Annotated in this window: 12 protein-coding genes; 2 read left to right on the top strand and 10 right to left on the bottom strand. The window is 61.1% G+C overall.

Going from position 1 to position 16,306, the window contains the following annotated elements:
- Nucleotides 1-78: 78 nt before the first annotated feature.
- The 8 genes from HDC30_RS09015 to HDC30_RS09050 form a co-directional block, all read right to left on the bottom strand.
- Complete coding sequence (locus tag HDC30_RS09015) at nt 79-1,764, bottom strand: ABC transporter ATP-binding protein (RefSeq protein ID WP_183782443.1); 1,686 nt, start codon at nt 1,762-1,764, stop codon at nt 79-81.
- A gap of 14 nt (nt 1,765-1,778) precedes the next feature.
- Nucleotides 1,779-2,801 carry an ABC transporter permease gene (locus HDC30_RS09020; RefSeq protein ID WP_134785930.1) on the bottom strand — a complete coding sequence of 341 codons (1,023 nt, stop codon included), beginning with the start codon at nt 2,799-2,801 and terminating at the stop codon, nt 1,779-1,781.
- Nucleotides 2,801-3,865 carry a microcin C ABC transporter permease YejB gene (locus tag HDC30_RS09025; protein ID WP_183782446.1) on the bottom strand — a complete coding sequence of 355 codons (1,065 nt, stop codon included), beginning with the start codon at nt 3,863-3,865 and terminating at the stop codon, nt 2,801-2,803. The genes HDC30_RS09020 and HDC30_RS09025 overlap by 1 nt, the downstream gene beginning before the upstream one ends.
- Nucleotide 3,866: 1 nt before the next feature.
- On the bottom strand, nt 3,867-5,732 hold the full coding sequence (locus HDC30_RS09030) for an extracellular solute-binding protein (RefSeq protein WP_183782449.1): 1,866 nt from the start codon (nt 5,730-5,732) through the stop codon (nt 3,867-3,869).
- A gap of 229 nt (nt 5,733-5,961) precedes the next feature.
- Nucleotides 5,962-8,673 (bottom strand): TonB-dependent receptor, encoded by a 2,712-nt coding sequence (locus HDC30_RS09035; protein WP_183782452.1) that lies wholly within the window; start codon nt 8,671-8,673, stop codon nt 5,962-5,964.
- Between the two features lie 205 nt (nt 8,674-8,878).
- Nucleotides 8,879-9,280, bottom strand: a complete 402-nt coding sequence (locus HDC30_RS09040; protein WP_115990253.1) for a biopolymer transporter ExbD — start codon at nt 9,278-9,280, stop codon at nt 8,879-8,881.
- Nucleotides 9,280-9,987 (bottom strand): MotA/TolQ/ExbB proton channel family protein, encoded by a 708-nt coding sequence (locus HDC30_RS09045; RefSeq protein WP_007966644.1) that lies wholly within the window; start codon nt 9,985-9,987, stop codon nt 9,280-9,282. Before HDC30_RS09045 ends, HDC30_RS09040 begins: the two co-directional genes overlap by 1 nt.
- 51 nt (nt 9,988-10,038) lie before the next feature.
- Nucleotides 10,039-10,863, bottom strand: a complete 825-nt coding sequence (locus tag HDC30_RS09050) for an energy transducer TonB (RefSeq protein WP_183782455.1) — start codon at nt 10,861-10,863, stop codon at nt 10,039-10,041.
- Between the two features lie 1,093 nt (nt 10,864-11,956).
- Between HDC30_RS09050 and HDC30_RS09055 the strand changes: the two genes are divergently transcribed.
- Nucleotides 11,957-12,580, top strand: a complete 624-nt coding sequence (locus HDC30_RS09055; RefSeq protein ID WP_096797379.1) for a glutathione S-transferase N-terminal domain-containing protein — start codon at nt 11,957-11,959, stop codon at nt 12,578-12,580.
- 155 nt (nt 12,581-12,735) lie between these two features.
- Here HDC30_RS09055 and HDC30_RS09060 read toward each other — a convergent pair whose 3' ends face one another.
- A complete protein-coding gene (locus tag HDC30_RS09060) occupies nt 12,736-13,176 on the bottom strand; it encodes a CBS domain-containing protein (RefSeq protein ID WP_027613875.1) in 441 nt (146 codons plus the stop codon).
- Between the two features lie 329 nt (nt 13,177-13,505).
- Between HDC30_RS09060 and HDC30_RS09065 the strand changes: the two genes are divergently transcribed.
- Nucleotides 13,506-15,866: a DNA polymerase II gene (locus HDC30_RS09065; protein WP_183782458.1), complete on the top strand. Its 2,361-nt coding sequence runs from the start codon at nt 13,506-13,508 to the stop codon at nt 15,864-15,866.
- On the opposite strand, the gene HDC30_RS09070 is transcribed toward HDC30_RS09065, so the two are convergent.
- Nucleotides 15,831-16,301 (bottom strand): DUF1810 domain-containing protein, encoded by a 471-nt coding sequence (locus HDC30_RS09070; protein ID WP_007966638.1) that lies wholly within the window; start codon nt 16,299-16,301, stop codon nt 15,831-15,833. The two genes, HDC30_RS09065 and HDC30_RS09070, sit on opposite strands and share 36 nt — an antisense overlap.
- Between the last annotated feature and the right edge of the window lie 5 nt (nt 16,302-16,306).

Below are 16,306 nucleotides of genomic sequence, written 5' to 3' on the forward strand. Positions count from 1 at the left end.
AGAGGGCTGTTACAGGGACTACCCGTGACGGAGGCGTTTGGATGCAGTGCCTGAAAAATATTTTTCAATCTCTGCAAATCAAAACTGTGGGAGCGAGCTTGCTCGCGAATGCGTAGTGTCAGTCGACTCATTTATATCTGCACCACCGCTTTCGCGAGCAAGCTCGCTCCCACAGGGGGCTTCAGCAGGCTTGAGGCCGGAGGCTTTCAGCAGTTCCTGGGTGTAGGGGTGGGTTGGCGCAGCAAAAATCTCCCGCGACGAACCCTGTTCCACCACCTTGCCATCCTTGATCACCAGCAAGTCATGGGCCAGCGCATGCACCACCGCCAGGTCATGGCTGATGAACAGATAGGTCAGCCCATGCTTGATCTGCAGTTGCCGCAACAGCTCCACCACTTGTTTCTGCACCGTGCGATCCAGCGCCGAGGTCGGTTCGTCGAGCAGGATCAGCGCCGGCTCCAGCACCAGTGCACGGGCGATGGAGATGCGCTGACGCTGGCCGCCGGAAAACTCGTGGGGGTAGCGATGACGGCTCTTGGGGTCAAGGCCGACTTCTTCGAGTACGCGAATCACTGCTGCTTCGCGCTCGGCCTCGGTGCCGATGCCGTGGGTCAGCAAGCCTTCGGCAATGATCTGCTGCACCGACATACGTGGGCTCAGGCTGCCGAACGGATCCTGGAACACCACCTGAATCTGTCGCCGCAAGGGGCGCATCAAGCGTTGATTGAGCAGGCTCAGCTGCTTGTTGCCGAAGCGGATATCGCCCTCGGATTCCACCAGCCGCAGGATTGCCTGGCCCAGCGTCGATTTGCCCGAACCGGATTCGCCGACAATCCCCAACGTTTTGCCGCGTTGCAGGCGGAAACTGACCCCGTCCACCGCTTTGATGTACGCCTGCGAACGACTCAACAACGCCTTGGGCAGTGGAAACCAGACCTTCAGATCATCGACTTCCAGCAGGTTGTGCTGGTACGGACTCGGCACCGGCGCACCGCTGGGTTCAGCCTCGATCAGCAAGCGGCTGTAAGGATGCTGCGGCGCGCGAAACAGGGTCTCGCAGTCAGCCTGTTCGACGATTTCGCCGTGGCGCATCACGCACACCCGTTGCGCGATGCGTCGCACCAGATTGAGATCGTGACTGATCAGCAGCATCGACATGCCGAGCCGCTGCTGCAACTCGATCAACAGTTCGAGAATTTTCTGCTGCACAGTCACGTCCAGCGCCGTGGTCGGCTCATCGGCGATCAGCAGTTCCGGTTCGTTGGCCAGTGCCATCGCAATCATCACCCGTTGCCGCTGACCGCCGGAGAGCTGATGCGGATAGGCCTTCAAACGCTGCAACGGCTGGCGAATGCCCACCAGTTCCAGCAGCTCCAACGTGCGCTCACGAGCGGCGCGTCCCTTGAGGCCCTTGTGAATCTCCAGCACTTCGCCGACCTGTCGTTCCACGCTGTGCAGTGGATTAAGCGAGGTCATCGGCTCCTGGAAAATCATCGCAATCCGGTTGCCGCGCAAACCGCGCATCTGCTGCTCGCTGGCGTGCAGCAAGTTCACCCCGTTATAAGCGATCGAACCGTTGCTGCTGACGGTTTTGCCCGGCAACAGGCGCAAAATCGAATGCGCCGTCACCGACTTGCCCGAGCCGGACTCGCCGACCAGCGCCAGACACTCGCCACGACGAATGTCGAGGTTCAGACCGTGCACCACTTCCTGCCCGGCGAAGGCGACACGCAGGTCGCGGATTTCAATCAGGTTGTCGCTCATGTCAGCTCCTCGGATCAAGATCGTGGATCAAACGCATCACGGCAAGCCTCACCGATGAATACCAACAACGACAGAATCAGCGCCAAGGCAAAAAATGCCGTCAGCCCCAGCCACGGCGCCTGCAGATTGCGCTTGGCCTGGCCGATCAGTTCGCCCAGCGAAGCGGTGCCGGCGGGCATGCCGAAACCGAGGAAATCCAGGGCGGTGAGGGTGGCGATGGCGCCGGTCAGAATGAACGGCAGGTAGGTCAGGGTGGAGGTCATCGCGTTGGGCAGGATGTGCCGCAACATCAGTTCGCTGTCGGTCAGCCCCAGCGCCCGAGCGGCTTTGACGTATTCCAGATTGCGTCCACGCAGGAACTCGGCGCGCACCACGTCCACCAATGCCAGCCAGGAAAACAGCGCCATGATCCCCAGCAGCCACCAGAAACTTGGCGAGACAAACCCGGACAAGATGATCAGCAGATACAGCACCGGCAGTCCCGACCAGATCTCCAGCACCCGTTGCCCAAGCAAATCCACCCAACCGCCGTAATAACCCTGCAGCGCCCCGGCAACGATGCCGACCAGCGCACTGATGCCGGTGAGGATCAGCGCAAACAGAATTGAAATCCGTGTGCCGAAAATCACCCGTGCCAATACGTCCCGCGCCTGATCGTCGGTGCCCAGCCAATTGCTCGAAGAGGGTGGGCTGGGTGCCGGTTCAGTCAGGTCGTAATTGACCGTGTCGTAGCTGAACGGGATCGGCGGAAACAGCATCCAGCCGCCCTGATCCTCGATCAGCCCGTGCACGTAAGCGCTGGCGTAATCCGGCTGGAACGGCAGTTCACCGCCGAAATCGGTTTCCAGGTATTCGCTGAGGATCGGGAAGTAGTAGGCGCCGTGGTAGCGGATCACCAACGGTTTGTCGTTGGCAATCAGTTCGCCACCGAGGCAGATCAGGCACAGGCCGAGGAACAGCCACAACGACCAGCGCCCACGGCGGTTGGCCTTGAACTGCGCGACCCGGCGCTGACCCAGAGGAGAAAGTGTGAACATCAGGCAGTCCTCGCCGAGAAGTCGATGCGCGGGTCGAGCAGGGTGTAGCAGAGGTCACCGATCAGCTTGATCAACAGGCCGAACAGGGTGAACAGGAACAACGCGCCGAACACCACCGGATAGTCACGCGACACCGCCGCCTCGTAACTCATGCGCCCGAGGCCGTCGAGGTTGAAGATGGTTTCGATCAGCAAGGAACCGGCGAAAAACACCTCGATCAGCGCCGAGGGCACCCCGGCCACCACCAGCAGCATCGCGTTGCGAAACACGTGGCCGTAGAGCACGCGGCGCTCGGTCAGACCCTTGGCCCGCGCGGTGATCACGTACTGGCGGCTGATCTCGTTGAGAAAGCTGTTTTTGGTGAGGATGGTCAGGGTAGCGAAACCGCCGATCACCAGTGCTGTAACCGGCAACACCAGGTGCCAGAGGTAGTCGCCGACCTTGCCCAAGGTGCTGAGGCTGTCGAAGTTATCCGACACCAGCCCCTGCACCGGGAACCAGTTGACGTAGCTGCCGCCGGCGAACACCACGATCAGCAGCATCGCAAACAGAAACGCTGGCATCGCATAGCCGATAATGATTGCGGTGCTGCTCCAGACATCGAACGCGCTGCCGTTGCTGATCGCTTTGCGGATGCCCAGCGGGATTGAAATCAGGTAGGTGATCAACGTTGCCCACAGGCCGAGCGACAACGACACCGGCAGTTTCTGCAGGATCAGATCGGTGACCTTGGCGCCGCGAAAGAAACTGCTGCCCAGATCCAGCTGGGCGTAGTTTTTCAGCATCAGCCACAGGCGTTCGTGCATCGGCTTGTCGAAGCCGTAGTGGTGTTTGATTTCCTCGATCAGCGCCGGATCGAGGCCACGGCTGCTGCGCCCGGCACCGCCAACCGCGGCGACTTCGCCACCACCGCCCATGCCGTGCCCGCCGAAACCTTGCAGGCGGGCAATGGCTTGCTCGACTGGACCACCCGGTGCGGCCTGCACGATGAGGAAATTGACCACCAGAATGCACAGCAGCGTGGGGATGATCAGCAGCAAACGTCGACTCAGATAACGCAGCATGTCACTGGCCCCCCGCGAGCTGGGTGTGCATCTGTTGCGTGGTCAACGGCTTGGCCGAGACCTCCCACCAGGTGTTGAGGCCTTCGTCGTACGCCGGTTGCACCGGCGGCATGCCGAAGCGGTTCTGATACACCGTCGGCGTGCCCTTGGAGTAGTAGTTGGGAATCATGTAGTAACCCCATTGCAGCACCCGGTCGAGGGCGCGGGCGTAATGCACCATGGCGTCGCGGGTGTCGGCCTTGACCAGCCCGTCGATCAGTTGATCGACCGCCGGGTTGGCCAGCACCATCGAGTTTGAACTGCCGACTTGCGTGGCACTTTGTGAGGCATACAGGCTGTACAACTCGCGGCCGGGGGAGACGATCGGATCGCCGCTGCGCGGGAAACTGGTGACGATCATGTCGTAGTCCCGGGCGTTGAGCCGATTGACGTATTGCGCCGAGTCGATCCGCCGTAGATTCAGGGTGATGCCGATCTGCGCGAGGGTGCGTTTGAACGGCAGCAGCATGCGGTCGAAACCGCCCTGACCGTCGAGGAAGGTGAACTCCAGAGGCTCACCGGCGGCGTTGACCAGTCGGCTGTGTTGCGGCGTCCAGCCGGCCTCGGCGAGCAGCTTGAGGGCTTGCAGCTGCTTGTCGCGGATGTAGCCGCTGCCATCGGTTTTCGGCGCCTGATACACCGTGGTGAACACCTCGTCGGGAATCTGTCCGCGCAACGGTTCGAGGATCTTCAATTCCTCGGCGTCGGGCAGGGCGGTGGCTGCCATTTCACTCTTGGGCCAGAAGCTGTTCTGGCGCACGTAGAAGCCGCGCATCATCTGCTTGTTGGTCCATTCGAAATCCCACAGCAGGCTGATCGCCTGACGCACGCGGCGATCCTGAAAAATCGGGTTTTGCAGGTTGAACACGAAGCCTTGAGCCGCGGTGGGTTTCTGCGGGGCGAGGATCGCCTGTTGCAAGCGACCGTCACGCAGTGCCGGGCTGTCGTAGCCGACCACGTAGCCGGACGAGGAAAACTCGCGGTTGTAGTCGAACGCCCCGGCCTGCAACAGCTGGCGCGCGACGTCGGTGTCACCGTAGAAATTCACCGTGAGCGTGTCGAAGTTGTACATGCCGCGACTGACCGGCAGGTCTTTGCCCCACCAGTCCGGGTCGCGCTGGAAACTGATGCTGCGTCCGGCATCGACTTTGCTCACGCGGTACGGGCCGCTGCCCAGCGGCGGTTCGAAGCCGCCGCCGTTGGCGAAATCGCGCGTCTTCCACCAGTGTTCGGGCACCACGCGCAGGGTCGCCAGGTCCAGCGCCAGGGTGCGGTTGAGGTTGTTCTTGAAGGTGAAACGCACCTGCCGTGGGTTTTCGATCAGCACGTCCTGCACGTCGGCGTACTGCTGACGATAACTGAGGCTGCCCTTGGTCATCAGCAGGTTGAAGGTGTAGCGCACGTCTTCGGCGGTGATCGGCGTGCCGTCGGCGAAGCGGGCGTTGGGGTTGAGGGTGAAGCGTACCCAGAGGCCTTCGGGATCGCGTTCCATCTGTTGCGCGACCAGACCGTAAACGGTGTAGGGCTCGTCGAGCGAACGGAACGCCAGTGGCGCATACACCCAGTCGTTGACCTGCACCACGGAAATGCCTTGATCGGCATACGGGGTGATGTAGTTGTACTGGCCGATTTCCATCGACGCACGACTGAGTGAACCGCCCTTGGGCGCGTCGGGATTGACGAAATCGAAATGCTCGAAACCCGCCGGATACTTCGGCGCCTCGCCGTACACCGTCAGTGCGTAGCTGCCGGCGGCCATTGCCGGCTCGGCGGCGCAGAGCAAAGCGCCGCCGAGCAGCAGGCCTGCCATGTTGCGCATGAATCTCATGAAGTTTTTCCTCTAAGCCCGAAAACACACTGGCAACGCTGAAAACTGTGGGAGTGCCCTGTGGTGAGGGGATTTATCCCCGACCGGCTGCGAAGCAGCCGCAAACCCATTGCATGCGGTGATTCTGGTCATCCGCAGTTCAGGTTTTGGGGGCGCTTCGCACCCCATCGGGGATGAATCCCCTCACCACAAAAGCTCAGTCACACAAAGGATGTGTCCAGCCCTGGGGTCAGAAGTGATACGTCATGCGCGCAAACAGCGTGCGGCCCAGCGGGTCGGTGTAACGCGGGTCATAGCCGCTCTGGAAGTTGTAGGCCTGGTTGGAGAACGGTGGGTTGCGGTCGAACATGTTCTTCATCCCGGCATCGACATCCAGCACCTTGCTGAAGGTGTAGCCGGCCGACAGGTCCCACACCGAATACGACGCCACGCGCGCATGGGTATCGCGGTCGTAGTCGTTGTAGCCGGTGGTGAAGCGGTTGGTCAGCGACGCGCGTGCAGCGCCGAAGGTCCAGCTGCCGGTGAGGTTGTGCTTCCAGCGCGCGATCACCCCGTCCCCTTCGAAGTCGCCGACCTTGTCGGTGAACGGGCCTTTGATGGTGCTCTGGAAGTCGTACTCGTCCACGTAGGTGCCTTGCAGGCCCAGACCGAACTGGCCGTAAGGGGTGTTCGGGAAGCGGTAATCCAGCGACACATCGACACCGTTGGTTTCGACGATGCCGAGGTTGGCGTTGCCGGTGACGATGTAGTTGAGCGTGCCATCGGCGTTGCGCACGAAGCGATCCGGGTAGCTGCCGGCCTGATCGAACACGGTGGATTCAGGGAACGGCTGGATCTGGTTGGAAATGTGAATCCACCAGAAATCCAGCCCCACCGACAGGTTGCTGACCGGCTGATAGACGAAGCCCAGCGTCACGTTGCGCGCCTTCTCCGGAGCCAGATCTTCATTGCCGCCGATCTGATTGAGGAACTGCTGGCCGCAATCACGCCCGCCGTTGCCGCCCGGTTGCACCACGCCACCGGTACACAGCACCGGGTCGTTGTAATAGCCCTGGGTGTAGGTGATGCTGCGCGGCGAATACAGCTCGTAGAGCGATGGCGCACGGAAGCCTTCGCTGTACGCGCCACGCACTACCAGCTCTTTGAGCGGCTGATAACGGAACGAGTATTTCGGGTTGGTGGTGCTGCCGAAGTCGCTGTATTTATCGTGACGCACAGCGGCGGACAGTTCGAGGCTGTCGAGCACCGGCACGTTGATTTCGGCGTACGCGGCTTTCACGCTGCGGTCGCCCTCGACGCTGCCGGCCGGGTCGATGCCGAGGCTCTGGATGTCACCGGCAAACTGTTCGAAGTCCTGGTGGAATTTCTCTTTGCGGTACTCGCCACCCAGCGCCAGACCGGCGGGGCCGGCACCGAACCAGTCACCGATCTCGCGGCTGACCCGCCCGTCGAAACCGGCCACGCGGCCGACGGCGGTGGAATAGGCGCCGTGATACATGGCCTGGTCGATGTACTGCTGACCGGCGGCCGATTGCGGGCCGAACGGGTTGAGCAGACCGCTGGCCAGGCCATCGATCATCGCCTGATCGCTGACATAACCGCTGGTGACGCTGGAGACGATTTTGTTCTGGTTGTACGAGGCGCCGACGTTGTAATCCCAACCGCCGACCAGACCGTCGAAGCTCAGGAGAAAGCGCTGGCTGGTGTTCTGGTCTTTTGATTCACGCGGGCCGGCGGCGGTTTCGCGCCAGTTGACATCGACCGGTTGCGTCGGGTCGAGGGCGAAGCCGGTCGGGCCGGGGGTGATGCCGTTGCCGGGGTAGTAGGGCGACGACGAGTCCAGGCTCAAACCGGTGAGCGGGGCCGGGCCGACAGCGGTGGCGTTGTTGTTGCGCGACCAGAAGTATTCGAGGTTGACGTTGTGGTCATCCGCCAGCTTGCCGGTGGTCTTGCCGAAGAACGACGTCTTTTCGGTTTGCGGAATCAGGTCGATGTATTCGCGGGTGCTGAAGCGGCACAAGCCGTCACGCGCCACCAGGTTCGGCCCGTTGCAATTGCTGTTGGCCAACGGGTTGGTGGCGTTGCCGTTCTGGCTGTAGTTGCCGGGGAATGCGGTGCCGGAGGTCTGGTCCAGGCCACGGCCGGGCACATAGTCGCGGGCGAAGGAGCGGTCGTTGGCGTCGAGGTTCTGCTGCTTGTTGTAGTTGAACACGCCGAGCACGTTGAAGCGGTCTTGCTCCAGATCGCCGTAGCCCCAACTGGCGCTCATGTCTTTGGTGGCACCGCCGCCGCTGTGGGTCGGGGTTTCGCCACCGAGGGTGAGCTGGCCGTCGGTCAGGGATTTTTTGGTGATGAAGTTGATCACGCCGCCGATGGCGTCGGTGCCGTACAGCGCTGATGCGCCGTCGCGCAGCACCTCCACGCGCTCGATCGCGGCAAACGGGATCATGTTCAGATCCACCGCGCCGCCGGCCGAGTTGGTGCCGGACAAGGCGTTGTTCGCCAGGCGTCGGCCGTTGAGCAGCACCAGCGTCTTGTTCGCGCCGATGCCGCGCATGTCGGCAAACGAAGCGCCACCGGTGGCGGCGCCGACCGAGCCGGCGCTGTTGTTGATCGACTGGCTGCCGGTGATCCGCTGCACCAGTTCGGCGGTGGTGGTCACGCCCTGTTTGCGCAACTCATCGGCCTTGAGAATGGTGATCGGCACGGCCGTTTCCGCATCGACCCGGCGAATCGCCGAACCGGTCACTTCCACCCGTTGCAGTTGCGTGGTCGGCGCCACCACCGTTGCCGCAGCGGGCACGGTGGCGTTGTCATCCTCGGCGGCTTGCACAGTCCCGGCGCCCATCCCCATGGCCACCAGATACAACGGAACAAAACGGTGGCGAGAGATCGTTGCCACCAAAGGTTTGAGCGTGAAGCGTGGAGTGTTCATCAGCATGGTTATTTCCGACTTTTTAGACGTTATCGAATTGGCCTTGTGAGCCCCTCATTGCTCCGCTATCGGTGATACCGCGTGCGGAAAACCACTTTCTTCAAGCAAGCCGATCCCCTCCGAACACGCTTGGCGTTTTTTCGGTCGGCTGATTGCGACGGGATTCTTCAGCGGTGCCGGGCGCGCTTCTCACGCGCGCCCGGCACCGCACTCAGTGGGTGGTCATCACCGAAATCTTGCTGATGCCCGAACGTTCGATGGACGCCATGGCCTTGGCCACCTGGCCGTAATTGACGGCGGAGTCGGCCTGCAACTGCACGCGAACTTCGGCGTCCTTGGCCTTGACCTCCTTGAGGCTGGCTTCCAAAGACTCCGGCGCCAGTTCGGTTTTCGCCAGGTAGAACTTGCCGTCCTGATCGACGCTGACCACCACCGGGTCTTTCTTTTCGGCGGGGGCGACGGCGTCGGTTTTCGGCAGGTTGACCTTGATCGCGTTGGTCATCAGCGGCGCGGTGACGATGAACACCACCAGCAGCACGAGCATCACATCCACCAGCGGCGTGACGTTCATTTCGCTGAGCACTTCATCGCTGTCTTGGGTAGAAAAGGACATCAGCTGGCCTCCCGCACGGCGGCTGTGGTTTTGCTGGCGATGGCCTGGCGGCTGATGGAGAACGCACTGCGCGAGGCGAGGGCGTCGAAGTCGTGGGCGAAGTCATCCATGTCTGCCGAGGCGAGTTTCAGGCGGCGCAGGAAGAAGTTGTAAATCAACACTGCCGGAACCGCGACAGCGATCCCCACGCCAGTGGCGATCAGTGCATGACCGATGGGGCCGGCGACCGCTTCAAGGCTGGCCGAACCGGTTTCGCCAATGCTTTGCAGGGCTTCCATGATTCCCCACACGGTGCCGAACAGACCAATGAACGGCGCGGTGCTGCCGATACTGGCGAGGATCGCCTGACCGTTTTCCAGCGAGCGGCGTTCCTTCTGAATCTGCTGGCGCAGGTTGCGCTCCAGGCGATCGGAACGGTTGATGGTGTGCGCCAGTTGTTGCGTGGTGCGCGGCGACTCTTCCACCAGCAAGGCTTCGAAGCCGCTGCTGGCGATGCGCGCCAGCGAGCCCGGATACTGGCTGGCGTGTTCGGCCGCGGTGAGCAGATCCGGTGCACCCCAGAAGGCTTTGCTGAACTGTTTGTTCTGGGCTTTCTGGCGCAGGTATTGCGCCGACTTGACCAGCAGGATCGCCCAGCTGACCACGGAAAACAGCACCAGGCCCCAGAGCACACCGGGGACAATCATCGAAGACAGTGAATTGTTCATCGCTACACCTCGCTTGCATTAAGTCGGTTGTGAGTTCGTCGGGTTGTGCCGTTATTGCGGCAATTTGAAATCGATGGTCTGGGTGGCGAAGCCGTCAATCGGCGTGTCACCGCGTTTGGCCGGAATGAACTTCCAGTTCTTTACCGCCGCGACGGCGGCGTCATCCAGTTGCGGCTTGCCGCTGGACTTGGTCACTGTCACCGAGCCGGCGCGACCGTTGGCCAGCACCTGAATGCGCAGCACCACGCTGCCTTCCCAATTGCGCCGCAGCGCCAGCGACGGGTATTCCGGCGGCGGGTTGCCAAGGCTGGCAAGGCCGGAAATCGCTGCCGATTCCTTGACCGGGCCAGGCGCGGCGGCCGGGGCTGGTGGCGCGCTCGGTGTCGCCGGCGCAGCGGGAGCGGCCGGTTGTGCCGGGGCGGGCGGAGCTTTCGGCAGCTCGACTTTCTTCACCGGTTTGGGCTTCTCGACCGGTTTCGGTTTTTCGATCGGCTTGGGTTTCTCTACCGGTTTTGGCGGTGGCTTGACCGCGTCTTCGTCTTCCACCGGTTGCTCCGGTTCGGGAGGAGGCGGCGGTGGCGGCGGGGGTGGCGGTTCCGGCGTGGGTGGCGCAGGCGGCGTCGGGCTGCTCAGCTCGACGGTCATTTCCGGAATCTGTGGCGGAGTCGGCAGTGGCTCGGGCCGGGTCTGCTGGAAAAACCACCAGGCGCCGCCGTGTATCAGCGCCGATACCGCCACCAGCAACAGCATTTGCTGTTTGTTCAACCCGCCGGGTTGCGAGGTATTGGCCGTGAAGGCTGGCCTGTCCGGTGACAGCGGGATTGGCGCTTCCCGTAACGACCCCGGCAGGGTTCTGTGCTTTACCGCATCGTTCATTAAAGCTCCCTCGGGTTGATGAAGGGCAATAAGGTGCCGTCCGAACATTGGGGTGATGTTCGAGTGGGTGGGTGTAACTTTCTTCAAGGTGTACGCAGGCCGATAGTTGAACTATCTATAGAACAGGGCTTGCTTACAGTTACTGGCTTAGAGCCATCGACTTCGAGTGTTCATTGGCCATTCCCTGGTTGTTCTTCTATTGCTTGAGATCAATGTTGGTGTCTCATGCTTGTGCTTTTTGCATGTAGCAACCGCTGTGCCAGATGTTGCCGAAATGTATAGGTCTTATTTCATCAGTGTTACCCATGTCGCATTTATATAAGTTTTGCCTTGGTCGTGTATTTCTCCGGCCAACAGTTTCCCGAAACTCCATTGAGTGGAGTTTTTTCAGAGGCGAGTCAGGCTCTACGCGGTATCACGCTGATCGGCGGGATAGAGCGGCGGCTTGGCTAACGGCCCGGGCACTTGCTGGTGCGCGGCGGACTGATTTGGTGCGGGTCTGTGTTTTAGCGGGTCACGGCGTATGTTCCTTGTTCTTGTTTAAATGAAATCACTGTTTCCAGTGCTGAATAATTCAACTCACTGGAGCCGTTTTGGTGCACTTGCAAAGTCGCTGAAAGTTATTGTCCGACAATCCCGCCTGCGTTCATTTAATACGGCGCTGGTGCAGGGATTTTTGCAGTTGTATTTAAAAAATAAATATCACGCCGTTGTCGGCGAAGCGTCATCGCCAATCAGAGTGTGTGGTCATGGAGTCAGGTAATAAAGTAGAGGCACTGGCCGCCGGGACTGTTCGAATGAACTCGGCGTTGTTGATAAACAAGCAAGCAGAGGCTGATGCGGCAGAGCGTTTGAAGATTCACGCGGTGAACTCCTTGTTGCCAGCTCGGATACGCGAACTTTTGGTTCGGTATCGCACCTTACAAGAACGCGGATAGCGTTCGATGATTGCTCTTGGTGCGGGATGGGCACCGCCAGCGCTGTTTTGCGAGGTTTGAATTCGCAAGTCGCGATTGCATGGGAAAAACGTGCCAAAGCGGATACACCCGCTATAAATAGGGCTACACAGATCTGTCGAGATCGAGGAGGGGGCATGTATCAACTGTACGGACATCGCAATTCAGGTGCCGCAGCCATTGAGGCAGCGCTGGAGTTATGCCAGATCGCCTATCGCTTTATCGATATCGAAGCCTCAAGCGAAGCCGCCGAGGCACTGGCGCGCCTCAATCCACTGAAGCAGGTGCCGACCCTGCAATTGCCCGATGGCAGTGCGATCACCGAGAGTGTGGCGATTCTGATTCATCTGGGCCTGAGTTTTCCCGAGTCCGGTCTGTTGCCGGCCAAGGCTGCCGATCGCGATCAGGCGATTCGCGGCATGGTCTACATCGCCAGCAATTGCTACGCGGCCATCGGTGTCATCGATTATCCCGAGCGCTGGTTGGTGATGCCGGACGAAGCCTCACGGCAGAACCTGATGGCCGGCGCGCGGGAGCGTTTGCACTGGAGCTGGGAAGTGTTTGCCGACCAGTTTTCCGCCGAGTTGTACCTGGACGACGAAACGCCCGGCGCGCTGGACGTGCTGGCGGCCGTGGTGACGCGTTGGGCGGGGAGCCGCGAACACCTGCGCCAGACCCGTCCGGGGTTTTATGCGTGGTTGCAGCGCATCGACCGGCACCCGGTGCTGGCACCGGTCTTCGCCCGGCATTGGCCGTCCTGATCACCCGATAAACCAAAATGTAGGAGTGAACTCTGTGGTGAGGGGATTTATCCCCGATGGACTGCGAAGCGGTCCCGGCTTTTCTGGGGGTGCTTCGCGCCCCATCGGGGATAAATCCCCTCGCCACAGGGCTCACTCCTGTAAGTGGGAAGGGTTTATTCCCCGCGAATGTACTGCTCCAACTGCTTGATCAGTTCCGCCTGCTCGGCAATTGCCTCTTTCACCAGGTCGCCGATCGACAGCAGACCGATCAGCTTGCCGTTCTCCACCACCGGCAAATGGCGCAGGCGTTTGTCGGACATGATGCCCAGGCAGGTGTCGACGGTCTGGTGGGTGTCCACAGTGATGACGTCCTTGACCATGATGTCGCGCACCGGTGTGCCCACTGACGAGCGCCCGTGCAGTACCAGTTTGCGTGCGTAATCACGCTCACTGATGATGCCGACCACTTTGTCATCTTCCATCACCACCAAGGCCCCGACGTTTTTCTCGGCCATTTTCATCAGCGCTTCGAGCACCATGTGACCGGGATCGATATGGTGCACTTCCTGATTTTTCTGATCTTTGAGCTTGAGCAGTTGGGCGACGGTCTTCATGGCGGTTACTCAGGTGTTGTCGTTGTTATTCAAGCATCGTAGACCCTTGCGCGCAGGGCAAGGTGGCAAAGCGGCAGATAGCACGCAAAAAACGTCATTTGCCGGTTTTTCCGGCTTAGCGCTAAACCTGTGGCGAGGGAGCTTGCTCCCGCTGGACTGCGTAGCAGGCCCAAACCCTGAGAATTCGGTTTGCCTGATACACCGAATTGCCTGGCTTTGCGACTGCTGCGCAGCCGAGCGGGAGCAAGCTCCCTCGCCACAGGGGATGGGGTTATCTCGGACGATGCCGCGTAGAATGCCCCTCTGATTCAATTCCTGAGGTTGTAGTGGTGGATTTACAGCAGGGCTTCGTCCTGACCCGGCATTGGCGCGATACCCCGGCCGGCACCGAAGTCGAGTTCTGGCTGGCGACCGACGCCGGGCCGCGCCGTGTGCGCCTGGCGCCGCAAACGTCGGTAGCGTTTATCCCCGCCGAACAGCGTGAAGCAGCCGAACGCCTGCTGCACGATGAAAAGAACGTCGAACTGCGCCCGCTGGCCCTGCAGGATTTCGAACATCGCCCGGTGCTCGGACTGTATTGCCAGCAACACGGCCAGTTGATGCGCCTGGAAACCGCGCTGTCCCGCGCCGGTGTCGATGTCTTCGAAGCCGACGTGCGTCCGCCCGAGCGCTACCTGATGGAGCGCTTCATCACTGCACCGGTGTTGTTCGGCGGTAGCGCCGACGCTGACGGCGTATTGCTCAACGCTCAACTCAAACCTGATCCGAATTACCGACCGCAACTACGGCTGGTCTCGCTGGATATCGAAACCACCGAAACCGGCGAGCTGTATTCCATCGCCCTCGAAGGCTGCGGCCAGCGTCAGGTGTACATGCTCGGCGCGCCCAACGGTGACGCGAGCATCATCGACTTCGACCTCGAATACTGCGACTCACGTACGCTGATCCTGAAAAAGCTCAACGACTGGTTCGCCCTCCACGACCCCGACGCGATCATCGGCTGGAACGTCGTGCAGTTCGACCTGCGCATCCTTCACGAACACGCGCGACGCCTCGGTGTGCCGCTGAAAATCGGCCGTGGCGGTGAGGAGATGCAGTGGCGCGAACACGGTAGCCGCACCCACTACTTTGCCTCGGCAGCGGGGCGCTTGATCATCGACGGCATCGAGTCGCTGCGTTCGGCGACCTGGAGTTTCCCCTCGTTCAGCCTGGAGAACGTCGCCCAGACCTTGCTCGGCGAGGGCAAGGCGATCGACAACCCGTACCAGCGCATGGATGAAATCAACCGCATGTTCGCCGAAGACAAACCGGCGCTGGCCAAGTACAACCTCAAGGACTGCGAACTGGTCACGCGGATCTTCGCCAAGACCGAACTGCTGACGTTTCTCCTTGAACGCGCCAGCGTTACCGGCCTGCCTGCGGATCGCAGCGGCGGCTCGGTGGCGGCGTTCACCCATTTGTACATGCCGTTGATGCACCGTCAGGGTTTCGTTGCGCCGAACCTGGGCACCAATCCGCCACAGGCCAGCCCCGGCGGCTTCGTCATGGATTCGCAGCCGGGGCTGTACGAGTCGGTGCTGGTGCTCGATTACAAGAGCCTGTACCCGTCGATCATCCGCACCTTTCTGATCGACCCGGTAGGCCTGATCGAAGGCTTGCAACACCCGGACGACGCCGATTCGGTGCCGGGGTTTCGCGGTGCACGTTTCTCGCGCACCCGGCATTGCCTGCCGTCGATTGTCGCGCGGGTCGCCGAGGGCCGCGAGACCGCCAAGCGCGAGCACAACGCACCGCTGTCGCAAGCGCTGAAAATCATCATGAACGCCTTCTACGGCGTGCTCGGCTCCAGTGGTTGCCGATTTTTCGATACGCGTCTGGCATCGTCGATTACCTTGCGCGGCCACGAGATCATGCTGCGCACCCGTCAGCTGATCGAAGCGCAGGGCCACGCGGTGATCTACGGCGACACCGATTCGACCTTCGTCTGGCTGCGTCGCGCGCACGGTCAGGAGGAAGCGGCACAGATCGGTCAGGCGCTGGTCAAGCACGTCAACGACTGGTGGCGCGAGCACGTGCGTGAGGAATACGGCCTGCAAAGTGCTCTCGAATTGCAGTACGAAACCCACTACAAACGTTTTCTGATGCCGACCATTCGCGGTGCCGAGGAGGGCAGCAAAAAGCGCTACGCCGGACTGGTGACGCGCGCCGACGGCAGTGACGAAATGGTCTACAAGGGCCTGGAAACCGTGCGCACCGACTGGTCGCTGCTGGCCCGGCAGTTTCAGCAGGAACTCTACGAGCGGATCTTCCAGCGCAAGCCGTATCAGGATTACGTGCGCGATTACGTGCGCAAGACTCTGGCCGGCGAGTTCGATGAACGACTGGTCTACCGCAAACGCCTGCGCCGCACCCTCGACGACTACGAACGCAACGTGCCGCCGCATGTGCGTGCGGCGCGGCTGGCCGACGATTACAACGCGCAGCACGGGCGCCCGCGGCAATACCAGAACGGCGGCTGGATCAGTTACGTGATCACCCTGGCCGGGCCGGAACCGCTGGAAGTGCGCCGCGCGGTGATCGACTACGACCATTACATCACCCGCCAGCTGCAACCGGTGGCGGACGCGATTCTGCCGTTCGTCGATGACGATTTCTCAACCCTGATCGGGGGACAACTGGGCCTGTTTTGAGTCCAGCAGTTGCAGGGTCCATTCATCGAGGATGCCGTGGAAGTAGCGCTCCAGCGCCTGAGCGAACGGGCAATCTTCGGCGCTGAACTGCGCAAACAGGGTCATCGAGGAGTGGAATTTCAGGTCGTCGGGGTGGCCGAAAATCTCGGCAATCGAGCGCTGACGGATGTTCAGCACCAGCTGCGTGCAGGTGCGCAGCCGCGCACCGAGCAGGTCGTGGGCCAGATAGGCCCGCGCCTCGTCGGCGGATTGAATGGCGAAGCGCCGGGACATTTCGCTGCCGCCCAGCCCGGCGAACTGCGGGAACACAAACCACATCCAGTGGCTACGCTTGCGCCCCTCGTCGAGTTCACGCTGGACCCGTTCGAACACCGGGTCCTGCGCCTGGACGAAACGCTGCAGATTGAACGGGTCGTACTGATCAGTGCTTCTCATGACGA

It is taken from the genome of Pseudomonas sp. JAI115, from assembly GCF_014200835.1.
GTDB classification, from domain to species: Bacteria; Pseudomonadota; Gammaproteobacteria; order Pseudomonadales; family Pseudomonadaceae; genus Aquipseudomonas; species Aquipseudomonas putida_A.

What these genes read in the sequence shown, in the direction of transcription:
- HDC30_RS09015 (WP_183782443.1), bottom strand. Translation starts at nt 1,764, where the DNA reads ATGAGCGACAACCTGATTGAAATCCGCGACCTGCGTGTCGCCTTCGCC.
- HDC30_RS09020 (WP_134785930.1), bottom strand. Translation starts at nt 2,801, where the DNA reads ATGTTCACACTTTCTCCTCTGGGTCAGCGCCGGGTCGCGCAGTTCAAG.
- HDC30_RS09025 (WP_183782446.1), bottom strand. Translation starts at nt 3,865, where the DNA reads ATGCTGCGTTATCTGAGTCGACGTTTGCTGCTGATCATCCCCACGCTG.
- HDC30_RS09030 (WP_183782449.1), bottom strand. Translation starts at nt 5,732, where the DNA reads ATGAGATTCATGCGCAACATGGCAGGCCTGCTGCTCGGCGGCGCTTTG.
- HDC30_RS09035 (WP_183782452.1), bottom strand. Translation starts at nt 8,673, where the DNA reads ATGCTGATGAACACTCCACGCTTCACGCTCAAACCTTTGGTGGCAACG.
- HDC30_RS09040 (WP_115990253.1), bottom strand. Translation starts at nt 9,280, where the DNA reads ATGTCCTTTTCTACCCAAGACAGCGATGAAGTGCTCAGCGAAATGAAC.
- HDC30_RS09045 (WP_007966644.1), bottom strand. Translation starts at nt 9,987, where the DNA reads ATGAACAATTCACTGTCTTCGATGATTGTCCCCGGTGTGCTCTGGGGC.
- HDC30_RS09050 (WP_183782455.1), bottom strand. Translation starts at nt 10,863, where the DNA reads ATGAACGATGCGGTAAAGCACAGAACCCTGCCGGGGTCGTTACGGGAA.
- HDC30_RS09055 (WP_096797379.1), top strand. Translation starts at nt 11,957, where the DNA reads ATGTATCAACTGTACGGACATCGCAATTCAGGTGCCGCAGCCATTGAG.
- HDC30_RS09060 (WP_027613875.1), bottom strand. Translation starts at nt 13,176, where the DNA reads ATGAAGACCGTCGCCCAACTGCTCAAGCTCAAAGATCAGAAAAATCAG.
- HDC30_RS09070 (WP_007966638.1), bottom strand. Translation starts at nt 16,301, where the DNA reads ATGAGAAGCACTGATCAGTACGACCCGTTCAATCTGCAGCGTTTCGTC.